The sequence below is a fragment of the Gordonia sp. (in: high G+C Gram-positive bacteria) genome, assembly GCF_047602025.1.
GTDB lineage: Bacteria > Actinomycetota > Actinomycetes > Mycobacteriales > Mycobacteriaceae > Gordonia.
This window is the reverse complement of sequence record NZ_JASGII010000001.1, coordinates 648,327-668,276: the sequence shown is the minus strand read 5'-3', so window position 1 is coordinate 668,276 and position 19,950 is coordinate 648,327. Positions and strand designations below refer to the sequence as shown.

At 70.2% G+C, this 19,950-nt stretch carries 15 protein-coding genes and 1 tRNA gene; 8 read left to right on the top strand and 8 right to left on the bottom strand.

Annotated elements, in window-relative coordinates; translation table 11 throughout:
- Positions 1–33: 33 nt before the first annotated feature.
- From QM728_RS03345 to QM728_RS03330, 4 genes are read left to right on the top strand one after another with little or no spacing between them, the layout of a single operon-like run.
- Positions 34–798: a beta-phosphoglucomutase family hydrolase gene (locus QM728_RS03345; protein ID WP_415030634.1), complete on the top strand. Its 765-nt coding sequence runs from the start codon at positions 34–36 to the stop codon at positions 796–798.
- Positions 795–3,170, top strand: coding sequence for a glycoside hydrolase family 65 protein (locus QM728_RS03340; protein WP_415030633.1), 2,376 nt, complete (start codon positions 795–797; stop codon positions 3,168–3,170). Before QM728_RS03345 ends, QM728_RS03340 begins: the two co-directional genes overlap by 4 nt.
- Before the next feature lie 13 nt (positions 3,171–3,183).
- Positions 3,184–4,749, top strand: coding sequence for a methionine--tRNA ligase (gene metG, locus QM728_RS03335; RefSeq protein WP_415030632.1), 1,566 nt, complete (start codon positions 3,184–3,186; stop codon positions 4,747–4,749).
- Between the two features lie 7 nt (positions 4,750–4,756).
- A complete protein-coding gene (locus QM728_RS03330; protein ID WP_415030631.1) occupies positions 4,757–5,995 on the top strand; it encodes an aminodeoxychorismate synthase component I in 1,239 nt (412 codons plus the stop codon).
- On the opposite strand, the gene rsmI is transcribed toward QM728_RS03330, so the two are convergent.
- Entirely contained in the window at positions 5,996–6,829 is an 834-nt protein-coding gene (gene rsmI, locus QM728_RS03325) for a 16S rRNA (cytidine(1402)-2'-O)-methyltransferase (RefSeq protein WP_415030630.1), read from the bottom strand. It lies immediately after the preceding gene.
- A gap of 157 nt (positions 6,830–6,986) precedes the next feature.
- Between rsmI and QM728_RS03320 the strand changes: the two genes are divergently transcribed.
- Positions 6,987–8,492 carry a dolichyl-phosphate-mannose--protein mannosyltransferase gene (locus QM728_RS03320; RefSeq protein WP_415032822.1) on the top strand — a complete coding sequence of 502 codons (1,506 nt, stop codon included), beginning with the start codon at positions 6,987–6,989 and terminating at the stop codon, positions 8,490–8,492.
- Positions 8,493–8,499: 7 nt separating this feature from the next.
- Here QM728_RS03320 and QM728_RS03315 read toward each other — a convergent pair whose 3' ends face one another.
- Entirely contained in the window at positions 8,500–9,363 is an 864-nt protein-coding gene (locus QM728_RS03315) for a universal stress protein (RefSeq protein ID WP_415030629.1), read from the bottom strand.
- Between the two features lie 192 nt (positions 9,364–9,555).
- On the opposite strand from QM728_RS03315, the gene QM728_RS03310 reads away from it, so the two are divergent.
- Entirely contained in the window at positions 9,556–9,876 is a 321-nt protein-coding gene (locus tag QM728_RS03310) for a hypothetical protein (RefSeq protein WP_415030628.1), read from the top strand.
- Here QM728_RS03310 and QM728_RS03305 read toward each other — a convergent pair.
- Positions 9,867–11,513, bottom strand: a complete 1,647-nt coding sequence (locus tag QM728_RS03305) for a cation:proton antiporter (protein WP_415030627.1) — start codon at positions 11,511–11,513, stop codon at positions 9,867–9,869. The two genes, QM728_RS03310 and QM728_RS03305, sit on opposite strands and share 10 nt — an antisense overlap.
- Positions 11,514–11,674: 161 nt before the next feature.
- On the opposite strand from QM728_RS03305, the gene QM728_RS03300 reads away from it, so the two are divergent.
- Complete coding sequence (locus QM728_RS03300) at positions 11,675–12,712, top strand: AurF N-oxygenase family protein (protein ID WP_415030626.1); 1,038 nt, start codon at positions 11,675–11,677, stop codon at positions 12,710–12,712.
- A 58-nt stretch (positions 12,713–12,770) separates the two neighbouring features.
- The gene (locus QM728_RS03295) at positions 12,771–14,261 is read left to right on the top strand and encodes an FAD-dependent oxidoreductase (protein ID WP_415030625.1); all 1,491 of its coding nucleotides are present in this window, start codon (positions 12,771–12,773) and stop codon (positions 14,259–14,261) included.
- 9 nt (positions 14,262–14,270) lie between these two features.
- Here QM728_RS03295 and QM728_RS03290 read toward each other — a convergent pair whose 3' ends face one another.
- The 5 genes from QM728_RS03290 to QM728_RS03270 all read right to left on the bottom strand — a co-directional run bounded on the left by QM728_RS03290 (position 14,271) and on the right by QM728_RS03270 (position 19,937).
- Positions 14,271–15,704: a carboxylesterase/lipase family protein gene (locus tag QM728_RS03290; protein ID WP_415030624.1), complete on the bottom strand. Its 1,434-nt coding sequence runs from the start codon at positions 15,702–15,704 to the stop codon at positions 14,271–14,273.
- A 41-nt stretch (positions 15,705–15,745) separates the two neighbouring features.
- Positions 15,746–17,131: a DEAD/DEAH box helicase gene (locus tag QM728_RS03285; protein WP_415030623.1), complete on the bottom strand. Its 1,386-nt coding sequence runs from the start codon at positions 17,129–17,131 to the stop codon at positions 15,746–15,748.
- A gap of 271 nt (positions 17,132–17,402) precedes the next feature.
- Positions 17,403–18,155 carry a hypothetical protein gene (locus QM728_RS03280; protein WP_415030622.1) on the bottom strand — a complete coding sequence of 251 codons (753 nt, stop codon included), beginning with the start codon at positions 18,153–18,155 and terminating at the stop codon, positions 17,403–17,405.
- A 321-nt stretch (positions 18,156–18,476) separates the two neighbouring features.
- On the bottom strand, positions 18,477–19,766 hold the full coding sequence (locus QM728_RS03275; protein ID WP_415030621.1) for an acetyl-CoA C-acetyltransferase: 1,290 nt from the start codon (positions 19,764–19,766) through the stop codon (positions 18,477–18,479).
- 95 nt (positions 19,767–19,861) lie between these two features.
- A tRNA-Ala gene (locus tag QM728_RS03270) sits at positions 19,862–19,937 on the bottom strand.
- Positions 19,938–19,950 lie beyond the last annotated feature (13 nt).

Here is a 19,950-nt window from a genome sequence, read left to right as displayed (position 1 = left end):
CACCGCGTGCCGCGATCGCGTAGCGTGATCCCAATGTTGGGGCTGGCCGATTCCATCACCGTCGCACTGTTCGACCTCGACGGCGTGCTGACCGATACCGCATCGGTGCACATGACGGCCTGGCGCGAGGCCTTCAACGAATTCCTGGCATCGGCCGTGGACGACAACGGAAACAAGCCCGCGCCGTTCACCCCCGCCGACTACCTCGCCCACGTCGACGGCCGCCCGCGCGAGGACGGCATCACCAGTTTCCTGTCGGCCCGCCACATCACCGCCGATCAGGCGACGATCGCGCGGCTGGCCGAGGACAAGAACAAGCGCTTCCTCGCCATCTTGGACCGCGACGGCGTCACCGTCTTCCCCGACGCGGAGGCCTACCTGCGGGCCGCCCGCGACGCCGGGCTCGGCATCGCGGTGGTGACGTCGTCGAAGAACGGCGGGCCGGTCCTCGAGGCGGCCGGGCTGACGAAGTACATCGAGCAGCGCGTCGACGGCAACGTCATCGCCGAGCGCGGCCTGGCCGGCAAGCCCGCGCCGGACTCCTTCCTGCTCGGCGCCGAGTTGATGGGCGTGGGCCCCGCCGCGGCCGCCGTCTTCGAGGACGCCGTGTCCGGCGTCGCCGCGGGATCGGCGGGCGACTTCGCGGCGGTGGTGGGCGTCGACCGGACCGCCGGCGCCGGGAGCGAACCGAGCAAGCACGCGAAAGCACTGGCGGGAGCGGGCGCCACCGTCGTCGTGACGACTCTCGACGACCTGCGGACCGGCGCGACCGGCCCGACGGAAGGAGCACCGCAATGAGCCACCCGTTCCCGGCCGATCCGCACGGTCCAGTGCGCGAGATGGGGTTCGAGGTCAGCCCGTGGCAGCTCACCTGGAAGGGCCTGCGCATCGACATGCTGGCCCGCACCGAGTCGCTGTTCGCCCTCTCCAACGGCCACATCGGCCTGCGCGGCACCCTGGAGGAGGGTGAGCCGAGCGAGCTGAACGGCTCCTACCTGAACGGCTTCTACGAGTTGCGCGACCTGCCGTACGCCGAGAGCGGCTACGGCTACCCGGAGTCGGGGCAGACCGTCGTGAACGTCACCGACGGCAAGATCATCCGGCTGCTCGTCGAGGACGAGCCGATGGACCTGCGCTACGGCACCACCGAGGACCACGAGCGCACCCTCGACTTCCGCACCGGGACGCTGCGCCGCACCACCGTGTGGACCTCCCCCACCGGCCGCACCGTGCGGATCAAATCCGAGCGGCTGGTGTCGTTCACCAAGCGCGCCATCGCGGCCATCCACTACGAGGTGGAACCGCTCAGCGAGGACATGACCCTGGTCCTGCAGTCCGACCTGCTCGCCAACGAGCCGATCCCGGTGCAGGGCGACGACCCCCGCTTGGCCGCCGCGCTGGATTCGCCGCTGGTCGCCGACCTCGCCACCTGCGACGGGTACTCCGCGGTCCTCGCGCACCACACCCGCACGTCCGAGTTGCACATGGCCGCCGGCATGGACCACGTGTTGGACCTGCCCAGCGAGGCGGAGACCTCGATCCGCGCCGACGGCGATCTGGCGCGGCTGACGATCTCGGCGAAGGTGCCGCGCGGCTCCAAGCTGACGCTGACCAAGTACATCGGCTACGGGTGGTCGGCGCGGCGGTCGGTGCCCGCGCTGTGCGCACAGGTCGAGGCGGCGCTCGCGCTGGCCGTCGACACCGGGTGGACCCAGCTGGTCGCCGACCAGACCGCCTTCCTCAACGACTTCTGGCACGACGCCGACATCGAACTCGACGGCGACCCCGAGCTGCAGCAGGCGGTCCGCTTCGCCCTCTTCCACGTCCTGCAGGCCGGTGCGCGCGGCGAGTCGCGCGCCATCCCGGCGAAGGGGCTGACCGGACCGGGCTACGACGGCCACGCGTTCTGGGACACCGAGAGCTTCGTGCTGCCGATGCTGACCTACACCCTCCCCGCGGCGGCGGGCGAGGAGCTGCGCTGGCGCCACGCGACGATGGACAAGGCCAAGGCGCGCGCCGCCGAGCTCGCCCAGAAGGGCGCCATGTTCCCGTGGCGCTCGATCAACGGCGACGAGTGCTCGGGCTATTGGCCCGCGGGCACCGCCGGCGTGCACGTCAGCGCCGACATCGCCAACGCCGTCGCCCGCTACATCCGGGCGACCGAGGACGAGCAGTTCGACGTCGAGGTCGGCGTGGAGCTGCTCGTCGAGACCGCGCGCCTGTTCTCCGGGATGGGGCACTTCGACGCCGGCGGCGGTTTCCGCATCGACGGCGTGACCGGCCCCGACGAGTACACGGCCGTCGTCAACAACAACGTGTTCACCAACCTCGCGGTGCAGCAGAACCTGCGCGACGCCATTGAGGCGACGCGGCGCCAGCCCGACGTCGCACGCAAACTCGGCGTCACCAACGAGGAGACCTCCCGGTGGGAGGCGTGCGCCGACGCGATGACGATCCCCTACGACGACAAGCTCGACGTGCACCAGCAGTGCGAGTCGTTCACCAACCTGGGCGAGTGGGATTTCGAGGGGTCCAAGGACAAGTACCCGCTGCTGCTCAACTACCCGTACTACGACCTGTACCGCAAGCAGGTGGTGAAGCAGGCCGACCTGGTGTTCGCCATGTACACCCGCGGCGACGCCTTCGACCAGCCGACCAAGAAGCGCAACTTCGACTATTACTACCCGCTGACGGTCCGCGACTCGTCGCTGTCGGCGTGTTGCGAGGCGGTCGTCGCGGCCGAGGTCGGCTACCTCGATCTGGCCTATGACCTGATGTGCGAATCGGTGTTCACCGACCTGCACGACCTGCACGCCAACGTCAGTTCGGGCCTGCACATCGCCGCACTCGCCGGCGCCTGGATGGACTGCGTCGCGGGCTTCGGCGGCATGCGCGACTTCGACGGCAACATCACCTTCGCCCCGCGCCTGCCCAAGCGGCTCAACTACATGAACTTCCGCATGATCGTTCGCGGCTCGTCGATCCGCGTGTCCGTCGAACCGACCTCGGCGACCTACCGCCTGCTGTCCGGCCCGCCGATCACGCTGGCCCACCACGGCGAGGAGTTCGTGCTGGGCGAGGAGCCGGTGACCAAGAAGATCGCCAAGACGCCGGCCCTCGTCGCGCCGCACGCGCCGCCGGGCTGCGCGCCCTACAACCGCCCCGAGTAACCTGACGGGCACTATGGCCAGCCTCCCTTCGCACGGCGAGAACCGACCGTTCTACCTGACCACCGCGATCGCCTACCCCAACGGCGCCCCGCACATCGGTCACGCCTACGAGTACATCTCCGCCGACGCGCTGGCCCGGTTCAAGCGCCTCGACGGCTTCGACGTCCGCTTCCTCACCGGCACCGACGTGCACGGGCAGAAGATGCAGCAGACCGCGCAGGCCGAGGGCATCGCCACCGCCGACCTCGCCGACCGCAACTCCGATCGGTTCCAGGCGCTGCAGGAGCAGCTCGGCTCCAGCTTCGACCGCTTCATCCGCACCTCCGACGACGACCACAAACGGGCGTCGCAGGAAATCTGGAAGCGCATGGAGCGCAACGGGGACATCTACCTCGACGCCTACTCCGGCTGGTACGACGTGCGCGACGAGGCGTTCTACGCCGAGGACGACACCACCGTCGACGCCGACGGCAAGCGGGTCGCCACCGACACCGGCCACGAGCTCACCTGGACCGAGGAGCAGACCTACTTCTTCCGACTGTCGGCGTACACCGACAAGCTGCTGGCGCTCTACGACGAGCACCCCGAGTTTCTCGGCCCGGACACCCGGCGCAACGAGATCGTCAGCTTCCTGCGCGGCGGCCTGAAGGACCTGTCCATCTCGCGGACCACCTTCGACTGGGGCGTGCCCGTCCCCGACAACCCCGATCACGTCATGTACGTGTGGGTCGACGCGCTCACCAACTACCTGACCGGCGCCGGCTTCCCCGACGATCCGGCGCTGTTCGAGAAGTACTGGCCCGCGGACCTGCACATCATCGGCAAGGACATCATCCGGTTCCACTGCGTGTACTGGCCGGCGTTCCTGATGAGCGCGGGCCTGGAGCTGCCCAAGCGGGTGTTCGCGCACGGCTTCTTGTTCAACAACGGCGAGAAGATGAGCAAGTCGGTCGGCAACGTCGTCGACCCGGTCGAATTGATCAACGCCTTCGGCCTCGACCCGGTGCGCTACTTCTTCCTGCGCGAGGTGTCCTACGGCCAGGACGGGTCGTACTCGGCCGAGTCGATGATCGCCCGCATCAACGCCGACCTGGCCAACGAGTTCGGCAACCTGGCCCAGCGCACGACGTCGATGATCGCCAAGTACTTCGACGGCCAGGTGCCGCAGGCCGGCGAGTTCACCGACGACGACTCCGCGCTGCTGACCCACGCGGTCGGCCTGCTGCCGACGGTCCGCGAGCACTTCGACAACCAGGCCATCCACCTCGGCCTGGAGGTGCTGTGGCACGAGCTGGCCGAGGCGAACCGCTACATCTCGGCGCAGGAGCCGTGGAAGCTGGCCAAGACCGACCTGAAGCGGACGGCGACGGTGCTCTACGTGTGCGCCGAGACGGTGCGCGTCGTCGCACTGCTGGCCCAGCCGGTGATGCCCGAGTCGTGCGGCAAGATCCTCGACCAGCTCGCGGTCCCGGCCGACCAGCGCGACTTCGCCGCGATCGAGCGGCGCCTGGCCCCGCGCACGAGCCTGCCCAAGCCCACCCCCGTCTTCCCGCGCCTCGAGGCGCCCGCCGGGGACTGAGCCGGCGATGAGCCCCAGCGCGCTCGACGTGCTGCGGTCGCTGCACCGCGCGACGCGCGGGGCCGCGCTGCCCCCGCCGGCCGCGCTGATCGGCTCCTGGCTGGGCGCCGACGCGGTCATCGCCCCGTCCCTCGAACTCGTCGCGGGCCTCGCCCCACCCGACCGGCCCGATCGCTACTGGCTGGGGCACCTGAGCTTCCCCGTCGACGTCGCCGAGGCCGCCTTCCCCGCGGTCGCCGGCGGTCTCACCGACTCGGTACTCATGCTGCGCGACGGCGAGTGGGAGTTCCACGACGTCACCGGCGCCCCCGCCCCCGACTGGGTCGCCGCCGCCCTCTCGCCGAGTGGGCACCCCGCCATCGCCGAGTGGGCACCCCGCAACCGCCGAGTGGGCACCCCACCGCCGCCGAGTGGGCACCAAACCTCGTCGAGTGGGCACATCTCGGCCCACTGGCAAACGCCCACCCCGCAGCGTCGCGACGACCACCGGCGGGCCGTCCTCAACGCCCTCGACGCGATCGCCGCCGGCGAGATCTATCAGGCGTGCATCTGCACCCGCCTCGACGGCCGCCTCGACGGCGATCCGGTCGACTTCTTCGGGACCGTCGCCGCAGCCACCGCCCCGCGCAAGGCGGCCTTCCTCGCCGGTCGGTGGGGCACGGTGGCGAGCTTCTCCCCCGAGTCCTTCCTGGACCGCCGCGGCGACCATGTCACGTCGTCGCCGATCAAAGGCACGCTGCCGGCCGCCGGGGACCCGCGCGACCTGGCGATGTCGGTCAAGGACGTCGCCGAGAACGTGATGATCGTCGACCTGGTGCGCAACGACCTGGGGCGGGTCGCCGCGATCGGGACCGTGAGCGTGCCCGAGCTGCTGACCGTCGTCGGCGCGCCCGGCGTGTGGCACCTGGTGTCCACGGTCGGCGCCGACCTGCCCGACCACGTCGGCAATGACGCGCTGCTGGCGGCGACCTTCCCGCCGGCGTCGGTGACCGGGACGCCGAAGATCCGCGCCGCCGAGCTGATCGGCGAGTGGGAGCGACTGCCGCGCGGGGTCTACTGCGGCGCGATCGGCGTCGCCGGACCCGACCACGCGCTCGACCTGTCGGTGGCCATCCGCACGGTCGAGATCGATCCCGACGGCGCGATGCGCCTGGGCGTCGGCGGCGGCATCACCATCGACTCGGAACCCGATCGCGAATGGCAGGAGTGCCTGGACAAGGCGGCCGCCATCGTCGGCGCCGGTTGATCAGCGCGCCGCCAGCGCCGCTTCGTACAGCTCGCGCTTGGACGCGCCCGTCTCCCCGGCGACCCGCGCGCAGGCGTCCTTGAGTCGCATCCCGTCGTCGACGAGGGCCCGCACCCGCTCCACCAGGTCGTCGACGGACGGCGCTTCGACGACGCCGGGGGCCAGCACGACGGTGATCTCGCCCTTGACCCCGCCGGCCGCCCACTCGGCGACTTCGGCGAGCGTCCCGCGACGCACCTCCTCGTAGGTCTTGGTGAGTTCGCGGCAGACGGCCACGCGACGGTCCGCCCCGAGCACGTCGACCGCGTCGGCGAGGGTATCGGCGAGCCGGTGCGGCGAGTCGAAGAACACGACGGTCCGCGGTTCACCCGCCAGTTGGGCCAACCAGGTGCGACGCTGGCCGGACTTGCGCGGCGCGAAACCGTCGAAGCAGAACCGCTCGCACGGCAGGCCGGAGACGGCGAGGGCCGTCGTGACCGCCGACGGTCCGGGCAGGCAGGTGATGGGCAGGTCCTGGTCGGCGCACGCGGCGACGAGCCGGAACCCCGGGTCGCTGACCGACGGCATCCCCGCGTCGGTGATCACCAACACCGTCTGCCCGTCGCGGATCGCCTCGACCAGCCCCGGGGTGCGCGCCGCCTCCACCTGGTCGTAGTAGCTGATCAGCTTGCCGCCGATGGTGACGCCCAATCCGCTCGCCAACGACCGCGCGCGGCGGGTGTCCTCGGCGGCCACGATGTCGGCTGACTCGAGCGCCGCCCGCAACCGCGGCGACGCGTCGCCGTATTGGCCCATCGGCGTCGCCGCCAGCACGAGCCGTCCGCCGCTGTCCATGGGGCAAGGGTATGCCCAGCCCTACCCCGCTACCATCGACCGGGTGACCGCAGCCGGGGAGAACGCCAGCAGCTGGCTGCTCGTGCGGCCGACCGCCGGCGGCGCGACAGCCGATCGCGGCACCGCCGAATCCCTCGGCCGCTCCCCCGGCGCCACGATCCCCGCTCCCGTGTTCGGCGCGACCGACCGCCGCCGCGGTCTGATCGTCGGCCTCGTCATCGCCCTGCTCGCCGCGGTCACCCGCCTGTGGGACCTGACGCATCCGACCGACAAGGGCACGCCGGTCTTCGACGAGAAGCACTACGTGCCGCAGGGCTGGCAGGTGCTGACCGGCGGCAACTGGATCGAGGACAATCCCGCCTACGGCCTGGTCGTACACCCGCCGGTCGGCAAATGGCTGTTGGCGATCGGACAGGGCGTCTTCGGCTACGGCCCGATGGGGTGGCGCATCATGCCCGCCCTGGCCGGCATCGGGATCGTCGTGCTCCTCTACGCGACGGTCCGCCGGATGACGCGTTCGACGCTCGTCGGCGCGATCGCCGGCCTGCTCGCGATCTGCGACGGCGTGCTCTTCGTGCAGTCGCGGATGGGGATGCTCGACATCTTCCAGGCGTTCTTCGCCGTCGCCGCGTTCAGCGCGCTGCTCGCCGACCGCGACCAGATGCGCCACCGCCTCGACGAGGCGTACCGCGCTTGCGACGGCAGGTGGGCGTCGGTCTACGGGCCGCGCTTCGGCTTCCGCTGGTACCGCTTCACCGCCGGGGTCATGCTCGGCCTGGCGTGCGGCACCAAGTGGTCGGGCATCTACTTCGTCGTCGCGTTCACCCTGATGTCGCTGGGCTTCGACTTCGCCGCTCGCCGCGACTACCGGGTCGGCAAACCCTGGCCGGGCGTCCTGCGCCGCGACCTCGTGCCGTCGTCGCTGAGCCTGGCGGTGCTGCCGATCGGCATCTATCTGGCGAGCTTCATCCCGTGGTTCGCGTCGGAGACGTCGGTGTACCGCTACGAGGTCGCCGAGCGCGGCGGCGGGCTGCTGCGCTGGGTGCCGGTGGTGTTCCAGTCGTTCTGGCACTACCAGTCCGGCATCCTCAAGTTCCACGCCGGGCTGACGAACGCGGCCGGCAACCACCACCCGTGGGAGTCGAAGCCGTGGACCTGGCCGATGGGGCTGCGGCCGATGCTCTACGCGGTGGAACAGGGACCGGACAAGTGCGGCAAGGGCGACTGTGCGCGCGTCCAGATGCTCATCGGCACGCCGGCGATCTGGTGGTTGGCGCTGCCGATCCTGGCGTGGGCGCTGTGGTCCTTCGCCGGCCGCCGCGACTGGCGCTACGGCGCCGCCCTCGTCGGCTACTTCGCCGCCTTCGCCCCCTGGTTCGCCAACATCGACCGGCAGATGTACTTCTTCTACGCGACGGCGATGGCGCCGTTCCTGATCATCCTGCTGGCCCTGTGCCTGGGCGACGTCCTGCGCTGGGCCGCGCGACTGCCCAGACGGGCGGACGGCTCACCGCCGGACAAGCAGATCATCGCCGTCGCCGTCGTGGCCTGCTACCTCGCGCTGGTCGTGGTGAACTTCGCGTGGCTGTGGCCGGTGCTGACCGGGGTCCCGATCAGCAAGTGGCACTGGAACCAGGAGATCTGGTTGCCGAGCTGGTCCTGACCCGCGCTCACTCCCGCACGATCATGACCGGGGTGCCGGCGTGCTGCAGGACCTTCTGGCTGGTCGAGCCGAGCAGCATGCCCTTGAACCCGCCGCGGCCGCGGCTGCCGACGACGATCAACGAAGCCTTGCGCTCGGTCGCGGCCTCGACGATGGCCTTGCCCGGGTCGTCCGGCACGACGATGCGCTGGACCTCGACGTCCGGGTAGTCCTCGGCGTAACCGGCCAGTCGCTCGGCGACGGCCTCGGTCGCCTCGGCGCTCATCCGCTCGACGGCCTCCGGCTCGATTCCGAAGCCGTGCAGGGCGTCGGCGTCGAGCTGCGCCCACGTGTGCACCGCGACGAGCGGCACCTTGAGCGAGTCGGCCTGGCGGTAGGCCTCCTTGACGGCGGGATCGCTGATCGGGGTGTCGCCGACGCCGACGACGACCGGACCGCTGGGGACCTCGTCGCCGATGACCACGACGCGGCCGTGGTAGTGGGCGGCGATCATGACGCCGACCGAGCCGAGCAGCAGTCCCTTGACGCTGCCGAGGCGGCGGGTGCCGATGACGATGGCCGTCGCGTCCTTGCCGACCTCCAGCAGGGTGCGGGCCGCGTCGCCCTCGCCGACGCTGGTGCGCACGCGCACATCCGGTTCGGCTTCGAGCGCGGCGGCGGCCGCCTTCTGGACGGCGTCCTTGGCCTCGTTCGCAATGGCCTCGACGACGTCCTGCGGGATCACCAGACCCGGCGCGTAGTTGCTCGTGCTGGCGTCGTAGGCACCGACGATGTGCAGTTCCGACTCTTCGCGCGCGGCCAACGAGGCGGCCCAGCGTGCGGCGTGCAGCGAAGTGTCGGTGTTGTCGACTCCGACGACGACAGTGGGCATGTGCTCCTCCTCGATTGGGCGGCGACCACGGACAAATCGGGCGCCTGGTCCCATCGTTGCCCCGGCTCACCGCAGCCGTCAAACGATCCGGGGTCGGCGTAGGCTGAATCGGGACGAATTGCCCGCGGCGACGGTCAGATGTTCATTCGCCGTTTGCCGCTGATTCCGAAATCGCCGAGGAGCGCCGAGCACGTGAGGACCGATCCGACCGTCCGCAGCGCGTTCATCCACGGCAGTGTGACCGTCGCACTCGCGCTCGTCGTCCTGCTGCTCGGTGTGGCCGCGCACGGCACCGCTCGCACCGCGCTGCTCGCGATCTGCCCGGGCATCATGCTCGTCGGCGCCATCGCCGCCGCGGTCCGCACCTACCGGGCGTGGCAGCACGGTGGCCGCTGGCCGGTCTGGCAGGGCCTGTTGTGGTTCCTGCTCATGCTGAGCCTGATCACCTTCATGAGCGTGGCCCCCGAGGTGCTCGGACTCGATCAGCGGGACCTCGGCCTCGCTCAGCGGTAGAGGTCGACGCTGATCTGCTCGGCGTCGAGCCGGGCGAGCGCCTCGGTGAGGACCTGCGAGCTGTACTGGCCCTCGTCGCGCAGGGCGAGCAGTTGGCTGCGCTGGGCGTCGATCATGGCCTGGCGCATGGCCACGAATTCCGAGCGTCCGACGTGCCGCACCGTGCCGTCCTCGGAGTCCTCCGACTTGAGCACCGCGTCGCGCACCCGACGGAACTCGTCCGGGTCGACGTCGAACTTTGCGGCCATGTCGTCGGCGATGACATCGCGCAGCTGCTGGTGCAGCGCGGCGCGCTCGCCGTCGAGCTCGGCCTCGTCCTGCGCGACGCCGAGCCGGCGGATCAGCGGGGCGATCGTGAATCCCTGGACCAGCAGGGACCCCAGCGCGACGAGGAAGGCCGTCAGCACCAGCAGCGACCGCGACGTCGTGTTCAGCGGAAGGGTCTGCGCGGCCGCCACCGTCACGGCCCCGCGCATACCGGCCCACACGACCAGGGTCGACTCCCGCCAGCCGAGGCGGGTGGACTGGAAGTAGTCGAGGTCGGCGATCTTGCGGTTGAGTCGGCGCGTCCACTTGGCCGGCGCATCGTCGGGCAGCTGTTCACCGATCTCCCGCAGCCGCGGTCGGAGGCGGTCGGACCGGCGCGCGAGCCGACCCAGCCACGCGAGCATCGGACCGACGAACGCCCCGCGGACGACGACGATCACCACCAGGATCAGGGCGGCCAACTCGATCGCGACGTGCACGCGGGCACCGGCGCGGTGGACGTCGGTGATCAGCGACGACAACTCCAGACCCATGAGCAGGAAGACCCCGCCCTCGAGGAGGAGCTCGATGGTGCGCCAGTTCTGCATCTCCGACATCCGGTGCGCGGCGGTCAGGTGGCGCGCCGCACCCATGCCGGTCACGATGCCGGCGGCGACCGCCGCGACCAGGCCGGATGCCCCGAGATGCTCGGCCGGCAGGTACGCCAGATAGGGAACGGTGAAGGACACGGCCGTCGTGACGACGGGGTTGTGCACCCGGGCGGCGATCAGCAGGTTGACTCGCCCGATCGCCCACCCGACCGCCACCGCCGCCGTGATGGCCCACACGAAGTCGCCGATCGCCCCGCCGACGGCGACGCCGGCCGCGGTGGCCGCGATCGCGGTGCGCAGCATGACCAGTGCGGTCGCGTCGTTGAGCAGGCTCTCCCCCTCGAGAAGCGCGACCACGCGTCCGGGCGCCCCGAGTTTCTTGACCATCTGGGTGGCCACCGCGTCGGTGGGTGACACGATCGCGCCCACCGCGATGCCGGTCCACAGCGGGATCTCCGGGATGACGGCGTGCACGACGAAGCCCACGACCACGGCGCTCAGGACGACCAGGATGATCGACAGCGCGCCGATCGGCGCGAGATTGCGGCGGAACTCCATCGACGGCATCGACGCGGCCGCCGAGTACAGCAGCGGCGGCAGGATGCCGGCCAGGATCCACTCGGGCTGGACGACGATCTCCGGCACGGCGGGTATCAGCGAGACCAGCAGTCCGCCGGTGACCAGGATCAACGACGGTGCGATGGCCAGTCGCGGACCCAGCGTGTTGGCCGCGGCGATGGCCAGGATCGCGGCCGCGACGAGGAGGATCACGAGGGTCATGGCTACCCATTCTGCCGGTACCCCGCGCGATGGGCCCGACAACACTGCCGGACGTCGCTATTCCACATGCCACCGGAAACCGTTACAATGAACGTTGAAACATAATCGGTTCTGCGCACCCCCGGGGACTCCTGCCCTCGGCGCAGCCAAGGAGGTCGACGATGACCAGCACGCTTGAGCCCGCCGCGGCACAGTTCGAGACGAACATCGAGGAGTACCTGCCGGTCGAGAAGACCCAGCTCCGCGAAGACTACGGCCAGGTCCTCGACGACCTGTCGGACGCCTCGGTGCACCGCAACTTCGACCCGTACGACGACATCGACTGGGACGCCGACTACATGGCGGTCGTCCCGAACGACAAGCGCTGGATCATGTCCAAGCACGATCCGATCGGCCGCCACCCCTGGTTCGCGCAGCAGCCGGTCGACAAGCAGATCGCCATGGGCATGTGGCGCCAGGCCAACGTCGCCAAGGTCGGCCTGCAGTTCGAGTCCATCCTCATCCGCGGCCTCATGCAGTACTCCTTCGCCCTGCCCAACGGCGCCAAGGAGTTCCGCTACACCACCCACGAGGCCAAGGAGGAGTGCAACCACACCCTGATGTTCCAGGAGTTCGTGAACCGCACCGGCGTCAACGTTCCGGGTGGTCCGAAGTGGTTCCGCCGGATCTCCCCGGTCATCCCGCTGTTCTCCACAATCTTCCCGAGCATCTTCTACTTCGGCGTGCTCGGCGGCGAGGAGCCGATCGACCACATCCAGAAGGAGTTCCTGCGCAAGGATCAGGACCTGCACCCGACGATGCAGGCGATCATGCAGCTGCACGTGGCCGAGGAGGCCCGTCACATCTCCTTCGCCCACCACCTGCTGCGCGAGAAGATTCCGCAGAAGGGGCCGATCCAGCGGTTCATCCTGTCGATCGCGATGCCGATCGTCATGCGGGTGCTGTGCGACGTCATCGCACGGCCCCCGCGCCAGTTCCGCAAGCAGTTCGACATCCCGCGCTCGGTGTGGAAGGACCTGTTCTGGCGCTCGCCCGAGTCCAAGCAGTTCCTCGTCAACGTGTTCGGCGACGTCCGGATGCTCGCCGAACAGTGCGGCCTGATCAACCCGGTGTCCGCGCGCGTCTGGCAGCTGATGCGGATCGCCGGCCGGCCGTCGCGCTACCGCAGCGAGCCGACCTACACCGCCACCGCCGTCTAGGTCTTCCCGACCGCCCCGGGTCCACCGAGCCGGGGCGTCTCACGAAAGCAGCCCTTTCATGCCCCACGTCGTCACCCAGGCGTGCTGCGGCGACGCTTCCTGCGTCTACGCGTGCCCGGTCAACTGCATCCATCCGACGCCCGACGAGCCCGACTTCGGCACCGCCGAGATGCTCTACATCGATCCGACGACCTGCGTCGACTGCGGCGCGTGCGTCACCGCGTGCCCAGTTGGAGCGATCGTGCCCGGGCACCGACTCACCGACGAGCACCACCGCTTCCTCGCGGTGAACGCCGCCCACTACAACCCCGATGAGTTCGACGGCGAGGTGCGCTTCCCGGTCGACATGGGCAAGCGGCTGCCGCTGGCGCCGGTCACGACGCCGACGCCGCTGGCGGCGCCGCCGCAGCACATCGCGATCGTCGGGTCCGGCCCGTCGGCCATGTACGCCGCCGACGAGTTCCTGCGCCTGCCGAACGTGTCTGTCACGGTCTACGAGCGCCTCTCGAAGCCGTTCGGCCTCGCGCGCTACGGCGTCGCGCCCGATCACACCCATACGCGCGCGATCATGCACCTCTTCGACGACATCGCCCGACACCCGCGGTTGAAGATCCTGCTCAACTGCGAGATCGGCCGCGACGTCACACTCGATCAGCTGCGCGAGCGGCACGACGCCGTCCTGTGGGCCGGCGGGGCACCGACCGACCGCCCGCTGAACATCCCGGGGACGGACGCGACGGGCTTCTCGTCGGCGACCGCCCTCGTCGGCTGGTACAACGACCACCCGGACTTCGCCGACCGGGAGTTCGACCTGACGACCGACCGGGTCATCGTGATCGGCAACGGCAACGTCGCCCTCGACGTGGCCCGCGTCCTCACCGGTGACGCCGACGCGCTGGCACGCACCTCCATCTCGCGCACCGCACTGGACGCCATCGGCCGACGCGGCATCCGCGAGGTCCTCGTCGTCGCCCGTCGCGGACCCCGGCAGGCCGCGTTCACCCTGCCCGAGCTGATCGGCCTCGTGGAGAGCGACGCACACATCATCGTCGACCCCGCGGACCTCGACGGCCTGGTCGCCTACAACATCACCGACCAGCTGAAACTGGAACAGTTGCGCGAGATCGCCGCGCGCGGCGAGCAGGGCGACGGACCGGTCATCCGCTTCGCCTTCGGTCTGGCGCCCGAGGAAATCCTCACCGCGGGCGGCAAGGTCACCGGCGTGCGGTTCGCGAAGAACGCCGTCGCCGCCGACGGCACCGCGACCCCGACCGGCGAGACCGTCGACATCGACGCCGGACTGGTCCTCTCGGCCATCGGCTACCACGGCGTGCCGGTGCCCGGCCTGCCCTTCGACGAGAAGCGCGGCGTGATCCCCAACGACAGGGGGCGCGTCATGGATGGCGACACCCCGGTTCCCGGCGTGTACGTGACCGGCTGGATCAAGCGCGGTCCGACCGGGTTCATCGGGACGAACAAGACCGACTCGGTCGAGACCATCGCGTCCTGGCGCGCCGACGTCGAGGCCGCTGCTTCGGCGACCGCCTGAGCTTCGGGTTCAGTCGAACCGCTGCACCGTCTCGGACGGCAGGTACGGCTCCCAGCCGGGGTCGCCGGTCTTGGCGAAGGCGATCCATGCCGAGTGCATCGCATCGGCGACCGCCTGCGGGGCGTCGGGTCCGGTGAGGCGCTGCGCCCGGTCGAGCTTGTCGAACACGTAGGGAATCTCGACCGCGTGCGCGGCACCGAGTTCGGCCACCGTGTTCGGCACGTCGAACTCGTACAGATACGTCTCCCCCGCCGCTCGCACGTCGGCGAGCCGATATGAGCCGGAGCGGAATACCACGTCGGTCATCCCGATGCACAGTGCGTCGCCGGGCGCGATTCCCGCCGCCAGGTTCTCCTCCAGTGCGACCGCAGCCTCCGGGAACCGGGCCAGCATCGCCCGCGCGCCGTCCGGCGTGGTGGCCGCCGCGATGCCGGTGGGCACCAGGAAGAACCGGTACTCCTCGGCGTTCCACCCGGTGATCAGCGGGATCCCGGCACCCGTGCCGGCGGCGATCGACGCTATCGGCACATCGGGCAGCACGTCGCCGTCGACGACCGGCATCAGCGTCATGATTCCGCCGCCCACGCCGATCACGGTTTCCCCGAATACGGCCGGGTCTGGGTTGAGCATGGCTTCCAGCGCGACATCGGTCTGTGCCTTGAGCAGTTGCGCACCGGTCACCGAGCCCAGCCCGCCGGCGTCGGCCGGCACCTCGAGGAGATCGGCGATCCGCGCGGTGACCTTTCGGGCGTCGGCGACGTCGACCGCCGCACTCGCATTGCCGCTCTGCATGATCGCCCGCCCGAACAGGCCCGACGACAGCGGCGAGGAGATCAGCGATGCCACGCTCATCGCACCGGCCGATTCCCCGAAAACGGTGACCTGCGCCGGATCCCCGCCGAATGCGGCGATGTTCTGCCGCACCCACTCCAGCGCGGCGAGTTGGTCGAGCAGCCCGCGGTTCTCCGGGGCGCCCGCCACCGAGGCGAAGCCGGGTATGCCCAAGCGGTAGTTGATGCCGACGAAGACGACGCCGTCGCGGGCGAAATTGTCCCCCGCGTAGATCGCCAGCCGGTTGGACCCACGGGCGAACGCGCCGCCGTGGATCCACACCATGACCGGCAGGCCGGCCGCGGGCGACGGGTCGGGCGTCCACACGTTGACGTTCAGGTAGTCGTCGCCGAGCTCGATGTCGTTGTCGAGGAGCGCGGCGATCGGCTGCGGGTAGCCGACCTGGGGTGCCGTCGGACCGTATGCCGTGGCGTCGCGCACCCCATTCCACGGTTCGTGGGGCGACGGTGCGGCGAACGCCGCGGCGCCGATGGGCGGCGCCGCGTACGGGACGCCGAGGAACGCGGCCACCCCGTCCCGAGTGGTGCCGCGCACCGCACCGGACGCGGTTGTGACGACGGGGTGCGCTGCGCTGTCGGCGGAGGGGGCCATGAGCCCCAACCTACCGGCGGGGGCTCGTCGACCGCGCCGGTTTAGCGGGCCGCGGCGCGCGCCTGGCCACCGCTGCGACCGCCACTGCGACCACGGTTCCGGTTGCCCCCGGTGCCGCCGTTGCGATTGCCGCCGCCGGAGTGGCCACCGCGACCGCCACGACCCTGGGCGCTACGGCCGGAGCCGCCGTTGCCGCTGCGCCGACGACCGCCGCCGTTGCCGCCCTGCTGCGGCGCGGGGGCCGGTGCGGGCTCGACGTGGGCGGCACGTTCGCCGACCAGCTTGTCGACGGACTCCGACGACGCGGTGACCTGCTGCGGCTTCACGTCGATCTTGGCCTGGCGCAGCAGCTTGCGCAGGTCGCCGCGCTGCTCGGGCAGGCACACGGTGACCACATCGCCGGTCTCGCCGGCGCGGGCCGTGCGGCCGGAACGGTGCAGGTAGGCCTTGTGCTCGGCGGGCGGGTCGACGTGGACGACCAGCTCGACGCCGTCGACGTGCACGCCGCGCGCCGCAACGTCGGTCGCGACCAGCACGCGGGCGTCGCCGCCGCCGAACGCGGCCAGGTTGCGGTCGCGCTGGTTCTGGTTCAGGTTGCCGTGCAGGTCGACCGACGGGATGCCCTCGGCGGTCAGCTTGCGGGCCAGCTTCTTGGCCTGGTGCTTGGTGCGGGTGAACAGGATGCGGCGGCCGGTGCCCGACGCCAACTCGCGCACGAGGGCGTGCTTGTCGGTGTTGTTGGCGGCCTCGAACACATGGTGGGTCATCTTCGCGACCGGCGAGTTCGCCTCGTCGACCGAGTGGGTGACCGGCTCGTGCAGGAACCTGCGCACCAGCTTGTCGACGCCGTTGTCCAGCGTCGCCGAGAACAGCAGGCGCTGGCCGTCGTGCGGGGTCGCAGACAGGATGCGCGTGACGACCGGCAGGAAGCCGAGGTCGGCCATGTGGTCGGCCTCGTCGAGGACGGTGATCTCGACGTCGTCGAGCTTCACGATGCCCTGCTTCATCAGGTCGTCGAGGCGGCCGGGGCAGGCGACGACGATGTCGACGCCGCGGCGGAAGGCCTGCTCCTGGCGGGCCTGCTTCACACCGCCGAAGACCGTCGTCACCGACAGGTTCAGCGCCTTGGCGAGGGGTTCGACGGTGGCGGCGATCTGCGTCGCGAGCTCACGCGTCGGCGCGAGGATCAGGCCGGTCGGGCGGCCCGGACGCGTCTGCACGCCGATCTCGCGCAGGCCGGCGACCAGCGGGATGGCGAAGGCCAGGGTCTTGCCCGAGCCCGTCTTGCCGCGACCGAGGACGTCGTCGCCCTCGAGGGTGTTCGGCAGTGTGGCGGCCTGGATGGGGAAGGGTTCGGTCTTGCCCGCGGCGGTGAGGACCCGGACGAGTTCGTCGGGCACGCCGAGGGAAGCAAAAGTGGTGGTCATGGAAAGTGCCTTTCCGGCAACGGATCCGACGCGGGCACGGCTGACTACAGCCCCGGTACGCCCGGGATTCGGATCGAGGTGGCGAAGGTGCCCGGTCGGGCACATTCGTTCGCCGTTGTGAAGTCAACCAAGCCGGGATGAGAACCGGCGGAGAAGAAGCGTTCTAACGACGCATGACAGTGCGGTGATCGCCTATCAGTTGACTCAACTGTACCCGAGGACCACTCATATCCGGGATTTCGCGGCGGCGACCTTGGTCACAGCCCGACGACTACCACCTGGGTGGGCGATGACTGTGAAAGGCCTCGTACGCCATGTCGGCCTGCTCCACCGCCGGACTGGGCCGCAGCGTCCAGAAGCCCTCTGGAGTCGGGAACGGGCCGGGGTCGGCGCCGAGGTCGGCCATGATCCGCGCGACCGAGGCGTACACGGCCCGCCCCTCGGCAGCCAGCCCTGCCTGCTGGCACGGCCGTCCGTAAAGGAGGTGGTGTCCGTCGTAGAAGCCGTGGCCGGCTGCAGCGCGCTCCGCAGTCGTCAAGGCCTGCAGGAGGGAGCTCGAATCGCCGGGAAAACCCGATTCAATCTCCGCCCAGGAGTAGACGCCCGCCGCCAGCTTCTCGGCATCAGCGCCCTCCTCGGCAGCGCGCAGGAGGTGTCGGGCGGTCAGGGCCGCGGTCCGGATCTGTGGATTCCACGGCTGAGCGGCATAGTGTCGGGCAGCCCCGTTGCTGAGTGCGCTGATCGCACTCTCAGTCTCTTTGATGCGGGCCTTGACGACACGCTCGCCTCGACGGATGTCCGCACATCGCTCGATGAGCTCGGTCATCCGGGCCGTGAACAGCTCGCGCTTGTCCGGCGCCAAGTCGACGTCGTCGGCATACCGCGCGAAAGCATCGTGCCAGAGCGGAAGGTACCTCGCCGTCCAGCGCACCATCGCCTCGTACCGCTGCTCCTCCGGCCAGTCGGCGACAGCACGCTCGATGTCGCCGCGTCCCCACACTGTTCCGCGCCCGAACCATCGCATGGCCGCCATTTTGTCACGGCGCCTGGTCAGCGGAGATGACTCGACCCCGCACGGTGGCGGGGTCGGGCGCTCGGTGGGGTGGCCTAGGAACTCCACCATGGGCGGTAGTACGGCCGGTAGGGCCGGTACGGGTATCCGCGCCGATAGGGGTCTCGGTACGGGCCGCGGCGATACGGTCCTGGGCGATACGGACCGCGGCGGTCGTACGGACCCGGGCCATAGGGAGGACGAGTCGGGTGGCGCATGGGCTTCTCCAGTCCTTCGTCGGGTGCCGGGCCGGATGTACCCGACCCCCTCGACGGTACGCCGCGAACCGCTGCGTCAGGCGGCTTCGAGGATCATCGTCACCGACATGCCGCTGCCCGCACAGATGGAGATCAGGCCGCGGCCGGAGCCCTTCTCGGCGAGGAGCTTGGCGAGCGTCGCGGTGATGCGTCCGCCGGTGGCGCCGAAGGGGTGGCCGGTGGCCAGCGAGCCACCGGTGACGTTGAGCCGACCGCGGTCGATCTCGCCCATCGGCTTGCCGCGCCCCAGCTCGGTGCGGCAGAAGTCGGCGTCGTTCCACGCCGCCAGGGTGGACAAGACCTGCGACGCGAAGGCCTCGTGGATCTCGTAGTAGTCGAAGTCCTGCAGGGCGAGGTTGTTGCGCTTCAACATCTCGCTCACCGCATACGCCGGTGCCATCAGCACGCCCTGGGTCTTGGGGTCGCCGTCGACATAGTCCACGGCCCAGCTCTGCGCGTCGACGACGCGGGCCAGCGGCCGCAGGCCACGACTGCTCGCCCACTCCTTGGTGCCCAGCAGCACCGTCGACGCCCCGTCGGTGAGGGTGGTCGAGTTGGCGGCGGTCATCGTGCCGTCGGGTCCGCCGAAGCAGGGCTTCAGCTTCGCGAGCTTGGCCATGGTGAGCCCGCGGCGCATGTTGTCGTCCTCGGCGAGGCCCGCGAACGGCGTGACGAGGTCGGCGAGAAAGCCGTCGTCGTAGGCCTTGGCGAGGTTGGTGTGCGAGGCGAGGGCGATTTCGTCCTGCGCCGTGCGGCCGATGCCCCACGCCTTACCGGTGATGGCCTGTGCCGCGCCCGGCGTGAGCCTCGTGCGACGCTCGGCCGGGCTGGGGATGTCGAAGTCGAGCGAGAGGGGCAATTGGGCGGCCAGCTTGGCGCGGTCAAGGTTCGACTTGGCGGCGTTGATCCTCACCAGGCGATCGCGCAGGCGCGGGCCGAAACCGATCGGCGGGTCCGACGTGGTGTCGGCGCCGCAGGCGACGCCCGATTCGATCTGGCCGCAGGCGATCTTGTTGGCGATGTGCACGACCGTCTGCCCACCGGTGGCGCACTGCTGCTGGAGGTCGACGGTCGGCGTCGAGCGCGCGATCGTCGTGTCGAGCAGCGCCTCGCGGGTCAGGCTGTGGTCGCGGGCCAGCTTCACGACAGCGCCGCCGGCCACTTCGCCCAGGTGCGCACCCGCCAGGCTGTAGCGGTCCACGAGCCCGCCCAGGGCCGCGGTCAGCATGGTCTGGTTCGTCTCGTTCAGATACGCCCCGTTGGAACGGGCGAAGGGAATCCGGTTGCCGCCGAGGACGTAGGCGTCGACAAGTTCGCGCTTGGTCATGGGCGCCAACCCTAGTCCCCGCCGAACCCGACCTTGCCATTGGGGGATGGCAACAAAACACGGCCCCGATCATGTCCTGATCGGGGCCGTGTCCGTGGTGGAGCTAGGGAGAATCGAACTCCCGACCTACTCGATGCGAACGAGTCGCGCTACCAACTGCGCCATAGCCCCGGGTGATCGTCGC